The sequence below is a fragment of the Lysobacter niastensis genome, assembly GCF_015453285.1.
Classification (GTDB): Bacteria; Pseudomonadota; Gammaproteobacteria; order Xanthomonadales; family Xanthomonadaceae; genus Lysobacter_J; species Lysobacter_J niastensis.
The window spans coordinates 418,400-433,085 of sequence record NZ_JADLZT010000001.1 but is presented as its reverse complement, the minus strand read 5'-3'; the positions used below and the strand labels follow the sequence as shown (position 1 = coordinate 433,085).

At 64.2% G+C, this 14,686-nt stretch carries 13 protein-coding genes and 1 tRNA gene; 3 read left to right on the top strand and 11 right to left on the bottom strand.

From position 1 onward, the window contains the following. Positions 1-121: 121 nt before the first annotated feature. The 3 genes from IU514_RS01965 to IU514_RS01955 form a co-directional block, all read right to left on the bottom strand. Complete coding sequence (locus IU514_RS01965) at positions 122-1,009, bottom strand: LysR family transcriptional regulator (RefSeq protein WP_194929372.1); 888 nt, start codon at positions 1,007-1,009, stop codon at positions 122-124. A gap of 184 nt (positions 1,010-1,193) precedes the next feature. Beyond that, positions 1,194-2,315, bottom strand: coding sequence for a sensor histidine kinase (locus IU514_RS01960; RefSeq protein WP_194929371.1), 1,122 nt, complete (start codon positions 2,313-2,315; stop codon positions 1,194-1,196). Between the two features lie 59 nt (positions 2,316-2,374). Further along, positions 2,375-2,878 carry a Rab family GTPase gene (locus IU514_RS01955; RefSeq protein WP_194929370.1) on the bottom strand — a complete coding sequence of 168 codons (504 nt, stop codon included), beginning with the start codon at positions 2,876-2,878 and terminating at the stop codon, positions 2,375-2,377. A 495-nt stretch (positions 2,879-3,373) separates the two neighbouring features. On the opposite strand from IU514_RS01955, the gene IU514_RS01950 reads away from it, so the two are divergent. The 3 genes from IU514_RS01950 to IU514_RS01940 all read left to right on the top strand — a co-directional run bounded on the left by IU514_RS01950 (position 3,374) and on the right by IU514_RS01940 (position 7,990). Continuing rightward, the gene (locus IU514_RS01950) at positions 3,374-4,354 is read left to right on the top strand and encodes a hypothetical protein (protein WP_194929369.1); all 981 of its coding nucleotides are present in this window, start codon (positions 3,374-3,376) and stop codon (positions 4,352-4,354) included. An 83-nt stretch (positions 4,355-4,437) separates the two neighbouring features. Then, positions 4,438-6,357 (top strand): 1-deoxy-D-xylulose-5-phosphate synthase, encoded by a 1,920-nt coding sequence (gene dxs / locus IU514_RS01945; RefSeq protein ID WP_194929368.1) that lies wholly within the window; start codon positions 4,438-4,440, stop codon positions 6,355-6,357. 247 nt (positions 6,358-6,604) lie between these two features. Further along, the gene (locus tag IU514_RS01940) at positions 6,605-7,990 is read left to right on the top strand and encodes an MBL fold metallo-hydrolase (protein WP_194929367.1); all 1,386 of its coding nucleotides are present in this window, start codon (positions 6,605-6,607) and stop codon (positions 7,988-7,990) included. Between the two features lie 37 nt (positions 7,991-8,027). Here the strand turns inward: IU514_RS01940 and IU514_RS01935 are convergent, their stop codons facing one another. The 8 genes from IU514_RS01935 to rplT form a co-directional block, all read right to left on the bottom strand. Continuing rightward, positions 8,028-9,026 carry a TraB/GumN family protein gene (locus IU514_RS01935; RefSeq protein ID WP_194929366.1) on the bottom strand — a complete coding sequence of 333 codons (999 nt, stop codon included), beginning with the start codon at positions 9,024-9,026 and terminating at the stop codon, positions 8,028-8,030. Positions 9,027-9,162: 136 nt separating this feature from the next. Then, a complete protein-coding gene (locus IU514_RS01930) occupies positions 9,163-9,363 on the bottom strand; it encodes a hypothetical protein (RefSeq protein ID WP_194929365.1) in 201 nt (66 codons plus the stop codon). Between the two features lie 452 nt (positions 9,364-9,815). Beyond that, positions 9,816-9,892, bottom strand: a tRNA-Pro gene (locus IU514_RS01925). A 95-nt stretch (positions 9,893-9,987) separates the two neighbouring features. Continuing rightward, positions 9,988-10,344 (bottom strand): MerR family transcriptional regulator, encoded by a 357-nt coding sequence (locus IU514_RS01920; protein ID WP_194929364.1) that lies wholly within the window; start codon positions 10,342-10,344, stop codon positions 9,988-9,990. After that, positions 10,337-10,639 carry an integration host factor subunit alpha gene (locus tag IU514_RS01915; RefSeq protein WP_194929363.1) on the bottom strand — a complete coding sequence of 101 codons (303 nt, stop codon included), beginning with the start codon at positions 10,637-10,639 and terminating at the stop codon, positions 10,337-10,339. The genes IU514_RS01920 and IU514_RS01915 overlap by 8 nt, the downstream gene beginning before the upstream one ends. A 12-nt stretch (positions 10,640-10,651) precedes the next feature. Beyond that, a complete protein-coding gene (gene pheT / locus IU514_RS01910; RefSeq protein WP_194929362.1) occupies positions 10,652-13,024 on the bottom strand; it encodes a phenylalanine--tRNA ligase subunit beta in 2,373 nt (790 codons plus the stop codon). A 152-nt stretch (positions 13,025-13,176) separates the two neighbouring features. Next, positions 13,177-14,172 (bottom strand): phenylalanine--tRNA ligase subunit alpha, encoded by a 996-nt coding sequence (gene pheS / locus IU514_RS01905; protein WP_194929361.1) that lies wholly within the window; start codon positions 14,170-14,172, stop codon positions 13,177-13,179. Positions 14,173-14,319: 147 nt separating this feature from the next. Further along, positions 14,320-14,679: a 50S ribosomal protein L20 gene (rplT, locus tag IU514_RS01900; RefSeq protein ID WP_194929360.1), complete on the bottom strand. Its 360-nt coding sequence runs from the start codon at positions 14,677-14,679 to the stop codon at positions 14,320-14,322. Positions 14,680-14,686: the final 7 nt, after the last annotated feature.

Sequence of the window (14,686 nt, the reverse complement as noted above, 5' to 3'; positions counted from 1 at the left end):
CCGTCCTTGCGACATAGGATCGATGTGTACCCGGGATCACACGAGAGGTTTCGCGCGAACAGGGTGTTCGCGTTTGGCGAACATGCGGGCACAAGGCGATGCTCGCCTCATCGGAGCAAGATTACGATCGTCCCGCAGACTCCAGCAGGAATGCGAGCAGCCTCTGCACCTTCTGCGATGCTCGGCGGCTCTTCGGATAGACCACCGACAATGAGCCGCTGGGCGCCGGATAGTCCATCAGCAATGCGCGCAGACGGCCGGACTCCAGCTCATGCGTCACCAGCAGGTCCGGCACCATGACAATCCCAAGGCCGCCGCATGCAGCCGTGATCAAGTGTCGGCAACTGGAGCTGCGCAGCTTTTCCCGGTAACGAATGTCTTTCCAGTCCCCTCGGACCTGCAACCGCCATGTGCCCGGAGTCCCGACGGCGGCATCCGCCAAGCCGTCATGATCGATCAGTTCCTCAGGCGTAGATGGGCTTCCCCGATGATCCAGGTAGCCGGGGCTTGCACACAACAAGTTCCGGTAGCTGGCCATGGGGCGCGCAATCATGTCCGGCTCATCGATTTCGCCGACCCGGATGGCTATGTCGAAGTTCGTGTCAACAAGGCCGTCCTCGCCGCCAATCGATACATCCAGCAAGATGTCCGGGTACAACGCTGCGAACCGGTTGAGCAACGGAGTGACAAGAGCGTCGGCGAAGGAACTGGGCACGACAACATTCAAGCGTCCCTTGACCAGACTGTTGAAACCGGACACGAAGTCATTCGCAGCGTGAATCGACTCAAGGATGCGGACGCACTTGGCGTAATACACAGCACCCACCTCGGTAGGACGGACGCCGCCACGTGCGCCTCGATCCAGCAGCGGCACACCCAACTCCCTTTCGATATCCGCGATGCGTCGACTGACTACCGACTTGGTCACTTCCAGGCGCTTGGCCGCTTCGGTGAAGCTCGCCACCTGCACCACGGTGACGAACGCCGTCATGTCGATGATCTGGATCATCCCGCTTTGCCCGGTACATTTGAAAGCATGGCCGGGACAGCGTCATACAACGTCTGCCGGTCGTCACCAGTCGCGACGCTGATGCGAACGCCATCCGATACCCAGCCCGCCTCCCCTGCCGAGACCTCCTCCGCGCCGATCATCATCGTCGGAACGCGCTCCAGCTCCGTGGTCGGTGCCACCACTACAGTTGCCCCAGTTCCAACAGCACCGAGTCGAGCGGCTCCCGATTCGCCTCGGTCACAGCTACCGCGACGGTCTTCGGGTCCGCCGCACCTTCGTTTTCGGATTGGCGAACCGGGATGCGGAACCAGACGAGGTAGCCCCCTTGCGCTGCCGGAACGAGCTCTATCCGTGCATCCATTCTGCGCAGGATCTGCTGACTGACGGCAAGTTCGAGGCTTCCCATGGAATTGGAATGAAGCACCTCACTGGTCGTGATCAAGGGGCCGAAGTGCGACGCCTTGAAACCATCCGGTTCCGCCGAGATTTCCACCTCCATGTGGCGGGTGCCTGGCGACAAGGACAACATCAGCTCTCCATGGCTCATGCCGTCAAGGGCATGAATGAGCAGGTTCATCAACACCTGTCGGAACGAGACATCATCGAGCTCGACGAGCGTACGGGAACGAGTCACCTGAACCTCGAAGCCGATTCCCCGCCCGTTGGCATGCAAGGCGAACGCGTCATGGAGGAATGCGGCCAGTTGCTGCAGATTCACCACGCCCGGCTCCCGGCCACCTGCTGCTAGCCCGCCCAACGCGATCAAACCGTTCGACGAAAGCGCATCCAGGCGCACCGCTGCATGCTGGATGGCCGCCACCGACCGGAGCGCGATCTCATCGTCCTCACAGTGTCTGGCCAGCATGCGGGAGTGACCGGCCAGCACTGCCAGCGATTCGCGCATCTCAGTTGCGATTGCCGCGAACAGACCTGCGCCAAAGCGAAAAGGGGCGCCGTGGCGTGCGATCCGCTCGTTGGCGGGATGCCGCAGTGCGCGCCGCTCGCGCTCCTGGCCAAGGGCGGCGTCGTGGCCCACCTGCTGCGAGCGCTGCAATGCCTGCATGACTTCGCTGGCATCCAGCAGGACGAAATGGCGCAGATCGCCTTCCGACACGATATGGATGTCGGCGTATCGTCCCGGCGCCAGTTCGACAGAGTGCAGCACTTCGGCATGTCCATCTGTGCCCTCGAGCAGGTCGAGCAGGCATTGGACGACGTGTGATTCATCCGATCCATCGTCCGCAAACATGCCGGGGTCGCCCACCATGTCGACGACACGACCGGAGCTGTCGATCGTCACCACCAGCGGCGGCCTGGCGACTGCCGAAACATCGTGCGCAGCCTTAGAGCGTTTCCGGGCTCTCACGGCATCAACGCCTTGACCAGTTCGCGCAACGCCTCCTCGACGCCCTCACCGGTCTTGGCGCTGGCGGAAATGATCGGAAGTTCGTGTTCGACCTCCCGGATGCGGCCAAGCGGCACGCTCCACTCGCCGACGAGGTCGGCTTTGTTCAGCATCAGTACGCTGGGCAGATCCCTCTCCAGTATTACTTGCGCCTGATCCCGCAGCCCGAGCGCAGTCGCAACCGTGGGCTCCCTTGTTCCGTCCGCGACGAGAAGAAGTGCGTGCGCTCCCAGGATGTAATTCGTTCGCACCTGGTCCAGCGTGTTGGACCCTGCGATATCCCACAGCACCAGGCGCACCTCCTGGTCTGCAGAAAGGCTCAGGCTCCTGCTGTCGACCTTGACCCCCACGGTGGTCAGATAGACCTCGCTGAACGTGTTGCGCACGCACCTCGCGACCGTACTGGTTTTTCCGACGGCGAACTCACCGAGCACACAGATCTTGAACGATTTCGACTTCATGTGTTTACCGAAAGCGACACGATGGGCGTACGCCTCGCGCACGCGAAACCTTGCCGACGCGGCGGGTCCACTCATCCGACTTGCATACGCGAACCAGCGGCTCGCACCCCAGGAAAGCCGAACGAATTGTGACCTTCTCAAAAATCACAATTAATAGGTGTTCGTTTGTAATTAATTTACAGATTATCTTAACGGCGAAATATTTTTTTACTTGAGCAACTCAAGAAAATCACATTTAGTAAGAATCACATTTCCCCGCATGACGGACCGAGAGCAAGCCGCACGCCGGCGGGCACCCGGCTCGCGAGCCCACCCAAGACCACCATGTATTCGCGTTGACGTGCGCGGGGTTGTCCGCAACACTCGACGAATCATTGAAAAGTCTGGACGCACATGCGCCCCACCTTGGGTCTCACCGGAATGGATCCGGTAACGGAGTCCGCACTACAGGCGGCCTTCGCAGATGCGAACGCCCGAGTAGGCGGTCATTGGCAGTTGCTTTCCGACGCGGATGCCGACTACGTCGTCGTCGACATGGACAGCATGTATGGGCCGATGAGCTGGTTGCGCCTGCACGGCGCGGGCAAGACGGTGATCGGCCTGACATCGGCTTCCCGGGTCCAGACCGAGTACCGGCTGGGCAAGCCGTTTGGCGCAGGCGAACTCAAGGCACTGCTGCAGCAACTCGATTCCGGCGCGCCGGAACCGAGGACTTCCGCACCACTGGCGGCACCGGCGAACACGCCCGAGCCGGAAACACCGCCCCCCACTCCAATCGAAGCTCCGGCCGCCGTCACCAGCGAACCGGTGCCGATGGCCGTGGCGCCCGCGGCCGTTGCAGCCCCTGAGCCCGACACCGTGCCCTCCGAAGCGGCACAGGCGCCGCAACCTGCGCCACCGGCCCCAGCCGCCCCTGTCGAGCGCCGCCTTGGTGATTGGCTGGCCCCCGGCGCGCTCAAAGGCAAGCGCCGTTTCCAGCGCGACTCCCTGGTGCTGTTGATCGATGCCGAGCGTCGCCAGTACCACGGACCCGCCCTGCTCAAGCCGTTGGACGCCGCCTTCCAGGGCCCACTGGATGAAGCCGATTTCGTCGCGCTCGACGCGGCTGAATGGGATCGCCAGGCTGCTACGCTCGGGGTGCCGCAGCCGCTGGGTCGCCTGGTGTGGTTCGGCGCCCTGCTGGCCGATCGCGGCCGGCTTGCCGCAGGCTACGACCCGGGCGCCCGATACCAACTGCTCAAGTGGCCGCAGACCGAGCGTGAGTTCCCCAAGCACTTCCGCATCGCCACGGCGATGATGAAAGGGCCGGCCACGCTTCCCGAAATCGCTGACGCCAGTGGCGTGACGCCGGAGGAGGCGACCGATTTCGTGAATGCCAACCTGGCCACCGGGTTCGCCGAGCCCTTCCGCGAACCCGAGCCGGAAGCCGATCCGCCCAAGTCCGGCGGCCTGTTCGGGCGGCTTCGCGGCCGCTGAGTCTGAAGGGCTTCCGAGGCCGCGCCTTGCCGGGGCGCGTCCGCGGCGGGACAATTGGCGGCTAATCGCCAGATCCCGTCGTAATGATCGATCCGCAGCGCTACCCGCGTCTTTCCCGAATCGAAGTTCCCGCCGACCTGCGCCAGTTCCCTGAAGAGGAACTGGCCGTGATCGCCGACGAACTGCGCGCCTATCTGATCGAACAGGTCGCCAAAGTCGGCGGCCACTTCGGCGCCGGACTGGGTGTCATCGAACTGACGGTCGCGCTGCACTGGCTCTACGAAACTCCGGTGGACCGCCTGGTGTGGGACGTCGGCCACCAGAGCTATCCGCACAAGATCCTCACCGGACGGCGCGACACCATCCACACCGTCAAGCAGAAGGACGGCGTGGCACCCTTCCCCAAGCGGGAAGAATCCGAGTACGACACGTTCGGCGTCGGCCACTCCTCGACCTCGATTTCCGCCGCCCTTGGCATGGCCATCGCGCTCCAGCGCATGGGCGACGAGCGCAAGGTCGTGGCCGTGATCGGCGACGGCGCGATCACCGGCGGCATGGCCTTCGAGGCATTGGCGCATGGCGGCGGCATGGGCGACGAGCCGGACGGCATCGAGCCGAACCTGCTGGTCATCCTCAACGACAACCAGATGTCGATCTCCGAGAACGTCGGTGGCGTCACTCGGATGCTGGGGCGCCTGACCGGCAGCCGCACCCTCAACGCGATCCGCGAAGGCGGCAAGAAGCTGCTGGGCGACAAGCACAGCGGCCCGGCGAAGTTCGTAAAGCGCTGGGAAGAACACTGGAAGGGCATGTTCGTGCCCTCCACGTTCTTCGAGGAGTTGGGCTTCCATTACACCGGCCCGATCGACGGCCACGATATGGACGCATTGCTGGGTGCGCTCAAGACGCTCAAGGGCCTCCAGGGTCCGCAGTTGCTGCACATCATCACGACCAAGGGCAAGGGCTACGAACTCGCCGAAGGCGACCAGATCGGATACCACGCGGTCAGCCCGTTCGATCCGGCGCAGGGAATGGTCAGCAAGCCTGGCGCGAAGAAGCCGACGTACACCGACGTCTTCGGCGAATGGCTGTGCGACATGGCCGCCGTCGACAGCAGGCTGATGGGCATCACCCCGGCGATGCGCGAGGGCTCAGGCCTGGTGCGCTTCAGCAAGGAATACCCGCAGCGCTACTTCGACGTCGCCATCGCCGAGCAACACGCCGTCACCCTGGCCGCCGGCATGGCCTGCGAAGGCGTCAAGCCGGTGGTCGCGATCTACTCGACGTTCCTGCAGCGCGGTTACGACCAGCTCGTGCACGACGTCGCCATCCAGAACCTGGACGTACTGTTCGCGATCGACCGCGGCGGCGTGGTCGGCCCGGATGGCGCTACGCATGCGGGCAACCTCGACCTGAGCTATCTGCGCTGCGTGCCAAACATGGTGGTGATGGCACCGGCCGACGAGAACGAGTGCCGGCAGATGCTCAGCACTGGCTTCCAGTACGAAGGTCCAGCGGCGGTGCGGTATCCGCGCGGCACCGGCCCCGGCGTCGCCGTGCAACCTGAACTCGACACCCTCCCGATCGGCAAGGCCGAGGTTCGCCGCCGCGGACACGGCATCGCCCTGCTCGCCTTTGGCGCCGTCGTCACGGCTGCCGAAAAGGCGGGCGAGGAACTCGGCTTGACCGTGGTCAACATGCGCTTCGTGAAACCCTTGGACCGCGCGATGATCCTCGAACTCGTACGCCACCACGACGGCTTCGTGACGATCGAGGACAACGTGGTCGCTGGCGGTGCGGGTTCGGGTGTCGCCGAACTGCTCGCCGCCGAAGGCATCACCATGCCGGTGCTGCACTTGGGCCTGCCCGATGCATTCCAGCACCACGCGAGCCGCGAACAGCTGTTGAGCGAAGCCGGACTGGACGTCGCCGGAATCCGTGCAGCCGTCCTGCAGCGCTGGCCCCAGCAGGGCGATCCGAAAGCGCGCAGCGCCGCCGTGTAAGCAGCGACTGCCGCACTCGGACGATCACGCCACCAAGGACGACAGGCATATGATCGTTCGTGCCGGGCGCCCCGCCCGGCAGGACTGTCGATTCGCGTTATTCCTGGCAAGAGCACGACGTGCGTTTGACCGGGTCAGCGCGCGACTCGCGTTCAAGTAGGTCCGTGGATGAGATGCTGAGTACACCGTTTGGGTGTCATCCAGCCATTTTTCTCGCGGAATGCATGTGCCGGGGAGATGAACAACGATGGGCAGCCAAACACCTTTTCGATGCGGTTTCGAAACCATCGGAAATGCAACGATCCTGGTGTATGACGAGGGCAGGCCGCTGCTGGCCACGGACCCCTGGATCGAGGGTTCCAGCTATTTCGGCAGCTGGACTCTCAGTCACGAAATTCCGCCCGAACTGAAGCAGGCCGCGAAGGAATCTCCCTTCATCTGGTTCTCGCATGGGCATCCCGACCACCTGAATCCCGAGTCGCTGCCGCTCTTCCTCGGACGCACCATCCTCCTGCCCGATCATCACGGCCAGCGGATCAGGAGCGATCTCGAAAGGATGGGGCACCGCGTCAAAGTGTTGCCGCAGAAGGAGTGGGTCACCCTGTCACCGCACGTGCGCGTGCAGTGCATTTCGGACTACTACCAGGATGCGATCATCCTGATCGATGTGAACGGGCGCCTGCTGGTCAACACCAACGACGCGATCGACCGCGGCTGGGGGCGCCACGTCCGCAAGGTGATCCGGGAGTTCGACAAGAGCTTCCTGCTTTCGCTGATCGGCTACGGCGACGCCGACATGATCAACTACTACCGCGAAGATGGAACCTTCATCGTCCCCAAGGCGGGGTTGAAGCTTCCCGTCGGCCAGGCGGTGAAGCACAGTGCGGAAAGCTACGGCGTAACGCATTACATCCCGTTTTCCACGATGCACAAGTATCAGCGTGAAGACTCGGAGTGGGCGAGCGAATACACGACACCCATCGCGGACTTCGCCGTTGGCTTCGAGTCGAACAGCGTGGAGTTGCTGCCGGCCTTCACTCGCTGGGACTGCGAGACCGACGAGCATGGGCCGATCGCACCCAAGCCGAACGATGGCCGCATATACAGGCCGGCGGACTTTGGCGACGACTGGGGGGATGTGCTCAGCGCCAGCGACCAGGCGCAATGTCGGGCCTATTTCCAGCGCGTGGAGCACCTGAAGTCGTGGCTCGATTCGATCGTGTTGAGAGTCGGGGCAAGTGATTTCGAGATACCGCTCGGCCAGGGCAACCGGCGTAGCCTTCGCTTCGAGGTTCCGCGCAACTCGTTGATGACCGCGGTGGAGTACCGGATCTTCGACGACCTCCTAATCGGCAACTTCATGAAGACCACGCTGATCGGCAGCTGGCCGCGCTCGGGGCTCTACCCCGATTTCACGCCCTACGTCGCCCGCTACTCGGATCAGGCCGAAGCCAATACGTCAGAGGAACTGGACCGCTATTTCGAAGCCTATCGGCATCGGGATCCCTGGGAGTTCTGGCGGCACAAGATGGAAATGAAGGCCATCGATTTCTTCCGCGCTTCCGTGGCCGGTGATTCGCCGGCGTATTCCAGGGCCAAGGCCCTGTACTGGGCGTTCAAGAAAGCCGTCTAGGCCGCGTTCGCCCCAATACCTCGCGTTAGACCAACGACTACGGCGCCTCCACGACGTAGCCCTTCGACTGCAGCTTGGCAATGTAACCGTCGGGCTTGAGCAGTTCGCGCATCGGCAGTACCGCGAACGTGACGGCATTGTTCGCCAGCGCCTTTTCCGCGGCCTCCATCCAGCGCGATTCCACCTGAGCCTCGATATCGCCGGCGCGCTTGCGCAGCACGCCCGCGCGCGCGGCTGCGCGCAGGCAGGCCTCGTTCTGGTCGCTGTAGGGCAATGCGCGCAGCGTGTCGAGATCGCCGGTCGCCCAGGCGTTGGCACGGTCGCGCATCGTGTCCAGGTCCGTCTCAAGCCGTTGCAGGGTCTTACCGAAGCAATCCAGGTCGTCGAGCTGGGATTCACGGAACTCCAGCAGGGCCTGCTTAGGGTCCTCGATCATGATCATCAACGTCGGCGACGTCCGGTTGACCTTGTACTTCTTCACCGCACGATCCACGACCGGTGCGACCAGTCCACCCTGCTTCAAACCAGAGTCGTCGATCGCCTCCTGATAGAGCTCCATCGCGGCAAACATCGGGCGCCACTGCTCGATGCCGGCGTCGTTGCCCATGTATTTGCGCTTGAGCGGCAGCCAGCGGGCGTACATGTCGGCGGGCACGACCTGTTCAAGCGTCAATCCATCGGGGTTCTTGCGAGCGCCCAGCGCCTTGGGCACGAGTGCGAGCCGCTGGAAGAATCCGGCCTTGGCGTCGACCCTCACGCCCGGGGCCTCGATGAACTCCTGCGCCCGTGCGATCACGGCCTCCACGTCGCGTGCTTCCCATTCCATGCGCTTGGGGACCGGCGAGATCGTGCCGAGCACCCACATGGCGTGATCGCCCTTCGATACCTTCCACATGCCGGGACCAGGCTGTACACCACTGACCACGATGGGTGCGAGATCGCGGATCTCGCCTTCAGGCGGCGGCGCGGCGGCCTGGGCTAACGCCCTGGAGATGGACAACAGTGCGAGACAGGAAACCAACAGTAATCGGCGCATGGAACGTCCTTGCTGCATTGACCGGTTGCCAATCAGACTGCCACGGCTTAGCCAAGTTCCATAGGTAAAAAAAAAGCGGACCGGGGATACCGGTCCGCATTTCGCTGCCTCTGGCGAGATGCTACGCCGCCCGGATTCACCGGGCCGGCGCGATCATCGTGTCGAGAAACCCGATCAGGTCTGCCCGAAGCATCGGGGCATGCGACCGGAATGGAGCAAGGACATTCCGGACCAGTTCGCGACTCTGCTCTGTCAGGCTGTAATTGCGCGCCAGCAGGTAGTCATCGATCAGGTCTGCGATTTCCTGCGGATCCGCAAGCGACACATAGCGCTCCATCGCACTTCTGTACTGGATGCTGCTCCGACTCATTGATACCCCCCGGCAAAGGTCCCCTGAACGCCGTCGAAGCTACCCCTGCCCGCCGACGGACGCGACGGATAACCCTGTGGACAAGTGGCGGATAACCGGTGGATTCGACGAACGGTAGGAACCGGGCAGAGTGTGCCGCCGGGTGGCACCGCAAAGAAGCCGCCCCAGATCTGTGCGACGTTGAAAGTGCAGGTTGCGGAGACGCGCAACAGGTCATACGGAAGCAGGCAGGAGTACTCAACTGCGTGCGTGATGCTCTGGTGGAGAGTGCTTTCAAACAGTGTCGAAGGAAGCTGCGAATCCAGCAAAGTCCTCGGGCATGGAGAGAATGCCGAAGCTCTTGGCCTTCGCATCGCCTGCGCCACAACGAAAAAACCGCTCCCTCGCACGAGGCGAGAGAGCGGTTTGATTTCGAATATTGGTCGGGACGGCCGGATTTGAACCGACGACCCTCTGCCCCCCAGGCAGATGCGCTACCAGGCTGCGCTACGCCCCGACGTGTTGCGATGTCCGCCCGAAGGCGGGCGTGAAGTATAGCGGTTTAACGGCGGATCCGGCCATGCATCGACCGATATCCGCAAGCCACGATGTTCAGCGGCGCAGCAGGTGCAGGACTTCTTCCAACTCCATGCGCACCTGCTTGATGATCTGCGAGCTCAACGCCGACTCGTCCTTGGCCGCCTCGCCTTCCAGGCGCAGGCGCGCACCGCCGATGGTGTAGCCCTGTTCGTACAACAGGCCGCGGATCTGCCGGACCATCAGCACCTCGTGGCGCTGGTAGTAGCGGCGATTGCCGCGGCGCTTGACCGGATTGAGCGTCGGGAACTCGGTCTCCCAGTAGCGCAGCACGTGCGGCTTGACGTCGCACAGCTCACTGACTTCACCGATGGTGAAGTAGCGCTTGGCTGGGATTGGCGGCAGTTCTCGATTGCTGCCCGGATCAAGCATGCTCACCTCCAACGTAGGCTTCGACGCGTTCCTTGAGCTTCTGGCCCGGACGGAAGGTCACCACCGTGCGGGCGGAGATCGGAATCTCCTCACCGGTCTTCGGGTTGCGGCCGGGGCGCTGGTTCTTGCGGCGCAGGTCGAAATTGCCGAAACCCGACAGCTTGACCTGCCGGCCGTGCTCGAGAGCCTCGCGCAGGGCGTCGAAGAACGAATCGACGAATTCCTTCGCCTCGCGCTTGTTCAGCCCGACTTCGTCGAACAGGCGTTCCGCCATTTCAGCCTTGGTCAGTGCCATGCCCTTCCTACCTCAACCGCGGATGACCGCACCGTGGCTGCGCTGCAGCGCCTCGGTCACCGAGGACACCGCCGCGTCCACCTCGCGGTCAGTCAGCGTGCGCGATTCATCCTGCAGAATCAAGCCCATAGCGAGGCTTTTGAATCCCGGTTCCACGCCCTTGCCCTGATAGCGGTCGAACAGCACCAGATCCCGCAGCGCCGGGCCTGCGGCCGCCCGGACGGCCGACGAGATTTCCGCCCACGGGGCGCTTTCCGCGACGACGAACGCCAGATCGCGGCGGACGGACGGGAACTTGGACAGATGCCCGGCCCGCGGCACCGCCCGGCTGAACAGGGAGGTGAAATCGAGTTCGAACGCCAGGACCTCGGCATCGAGATCGAGGGCACGCTGGAGGCGCGGGTGCAGCTGGCCGATCCAGCCCAGCCGGACGCCGTCGCGATAGACATCCGCCGAACGGCCCGGATGGGCCCAGGCCGTTTGCGAACTGCGGTATTCCAGTTGCGCTCCAGCCAGCGATGCGAGGCTGTCGAGGTCGCCCTTGAGGTCATGGAAGCCCAGAGCACGCGACTCGCCGCCCCATTGCTCGGGCCGGGCCGCACCGATCACGGCGGCCGCGACTCGGCGCGTCTCGATCGGGGCTTCATTGCCGTTGGCGGCGAACACGCGCCCCAGTTCGAACAGCCGGACTCGCGGCTGCTGACGCGCGGCATTGCGCGCCACCGAGGCGACCAGGCCCGGCAGAAGCGACGTGCGCATCACACCAAGCTCGGCGCTGAGCGGATTGGCCAGCGGCACGCATCCGTCGGCGAGGTGCCAGTCAGCCAGCAGTTGCGCATCGACGAAGGCGTAGTTGACCGCCTCCAGGTAATCGCGCGCCGTCATCTGGCGGCGCACCGCGGCTTCGTCGATGCGGGTCTCGCTCGGCGCCACCAGGCGCGAGGCGCCGCCCGGCAGCGTCGTCGGGATCGCGTCATAACCGTGGATGCGCGCGACTTCCTCGATCAGGTCCTCCTCGATCGCCAGGTCGAAGCGGCGGCTCGGCGGCACCACGCGCCAGCCGTCGGCCGCACTCTCAACATCGAGACCCAGCCCACGCAGGATGCGCTCCACCTGGTCGTCGGTGATATCCAGGCCCAGCACGCGGGCCAGGCGCGCGCGGCGCAGCAGGATCGGATGCGACGGCTGCAGGTGTTCCGGCAACGCGGCCTCGACCACCGGTCCCGACACGCCACCGGCGATGTCGACGATCAGCTTCGTTGCGTACTCGATGGCGGTTTCCGGCAGCACCGGCGCGACACCGCGTTCGAAGCGATGGGCCGCATCGGTGTGCAGGCCCAGCTTGCGACCACGGCCGATGATCGCGGCGGGTGCGAAGTGCGCGGCTTCGAGGAACACGCTCTTCGTGGCATCGGTCACGCGCGTGTCGAAGCCACCCATCACGCCCGCCAGCGCGACCACGCGGTCGGCGTCGGTAATCGCGAGGAATTGTTCGTCCAGCACGACATCGCGACCGTCTAGCAGCTTGAGGCTTTCGCCGGCACGCGCGCGACGTACACCGACCGATCCCTTCAGCGTGTCGCGATCGAACGCGTGCATCGGCTGGCCGAGCTCGAGCATGACGTACTGGGTGACATCGACCAGGAACGACACCGGGCGGATGCCGCTGCGACGCAGGCGCTCGGCCATCCACACCGGCGTCGGCACGGAGGCGTTGACGCCTTCGATGACACGGCCGCAATAACGCGGCGCATCGGCGCCGGCGTTCAGCTCGATTGCCAAGCGCGCATCCGACTGCGCTGCAACCGGTGCGATGTCGAACGGCGCGACTTCCCCGCCCGCGGCGGCGGCCACGTCGTAGGCGATGCCTCGCACGCTGAAGCAGTCGGCGCGGTTCGGGGTGAGCTTGATCTCGATCGATGCGTCCGGCAGCGCCAGGTATTGCGCCAGTGCGGCGCCGACCGGCGCGTCGGCCGGCAGTTCGAGCAGGCCGGAGGCATCCGGGTCCACGCCCAGCTCCTTGGCCGAACACAGCATGCCGAACGACTCGACGCCCCGCAGCTTGGCAGCCTTGATCGCGATGTCGCCGGGCAGGTTGGCTCCGACCATTGCCAGCGGAGCTTTCAGACCCGCACGCGCGTTGGGCGCGCCACAGACGATCTGGACCATGCCGTTGCCGGTATCGACCTGGCAAACCTGCAGCCGATCGGCCTCGGGATGCTTTTCTGCGCTGACGATCTGCGCGACGACGACGCCGTCGAGCGACTCGCCCAGCGCGGTCACTTCCTCGACCTCCAGGCCGATCGCGGTCAGCGTCGCCGCGAGCTGCTCGCGCGTTGCGTTGGTCGGCACATGCTGGCGCAGCCAGTTCTCGGAGAATTTCATTCTTCGCCTATCCCGATCTTTCTCGTCATCCCGGCGAACACCGGGATCCATGTTGCTGTTGTTCTTTGCGCCACCCGAGCCCGGAATCCCTGCTTTGCCCTGACGGCAAAGTCAAAATGGACCCCGGTTTTGGCCGGGATGACGGCCAACGTTTACGCGAACTGGCGCAGGAAGCGCACGTCGTTCTCGAAGAAGCTGCGCAGGTCATCGACGCCATAACGCAGCATCGCAAAGCGCTCCACGCCCAGGCCGAACGCGTAACCGGTGTACTTCTCCGGATCGATTCCGACGTTGCGCAGCACGTTCGGATGCACCATGCCGCAGCCCAGCACTTCCAGCCAGCGCGTCGAACCGTCGGGCTGCTGCCAGGCGATGTCGACCTCCGCCGAAGGCTCGGTGAAGGGGAAGTAGCTCGGCCGGAAGCGCATCTCGAAGTCGCGCTCGAAGAACGCGCGCACGAACTCGGCCAGCGTGCCCTTGAGATCGGCGAAGCTCGCGTGTTCGTCGACCAGAAGGCCTTCAACCTGGTGGAACATCGGCGTGTGGGTCTGGTCGCTGTCGCTGCGGTAGACCTTGCCGGCCGCGATCATGCGCAGCGGCGGCTTGTGATCGGCCATGTAGCGCACCTGCACACCGGAGGTATGCGTGCGCAGCAGGCGGCCGTCGCCGAAATAGAAGGTGTCGTGCATCGCACGCGCCGGGTGGTGCGGTGGAAAGTTCAACGCCTCGAAGTTGTGCCAGTCGTCCTCGATCTCCGGGCCGTCCGCAAGTTCGAAACCCAGGCGACCAAAGATGTCGGCGATGCGCTCGAGCGTGCGGCTGACCGGGTGCACGCCACCGCGTGCGGCGTCGATGCCCGGCAGCGTGACGTCGATCGTTTCCGACGCCAGGCGCGCATCGAGTGCGGCGTCATCGAGCGCCGTCTTGCGCTCGGCCAATGCGGAGGCCAGCGAATCGCGCGCCTTGTTGATCGCCTCACCGGCGGCCTTGCGCTGGTCCGGCGGCAAGGTGCCGAGTTGCTTGAGCTGGGCCGTGACGCTGCCGTTCTTGCCGAGCAGCGCGACGCGCAGCGCTTCGATCGCGTCCGACGTGCCCGCCGTGGCGATGTCGGCCAGTGCCTGTTGCGTCAGTGATTCGATTCCGCTCATTCCCCGCAAACCTCAGGTCTTGTGCCATCGGGGCCATGCCGGGCCCCAGAAACGAACATGGGGAAGGACTTGCGCCCTTCCCCATGCGTGTACTGCATTGTGCGATGCACGGCCCCGGCGATGCGGGACGCCATGCGATCGACCAACTTACGCCGCGAGCGCGCTCTTCGCCTTCTCTGCCAGCGCCGCAAAACCCTGCGCGTCGTGCACGGCGATGTCCGCCAGCACCTTGCGGTCGAGGGTGATGCCGGCCTTCAGCAGGCCGTTCATGAAGCGGCTGTAGCTCATGCCGTTGATGCGGGCCGCCGCATTGATGCGGGTGATCCACAGCGAACGGAAATTGCGCTTCTTCTGCTTACGACCGATGTAGGCGTACTGCAGGGCCTTCGTCACCGCCTGCTTGGCGACGCGGAAGACCTTGCGACGGGCGTGATAGTAGCCCTTGGCCTGCTTCAGGATTTTCTTGTGACGGCGACGCGCCGTAACACCACGCTTAACTCGTGCCATTTTTCAG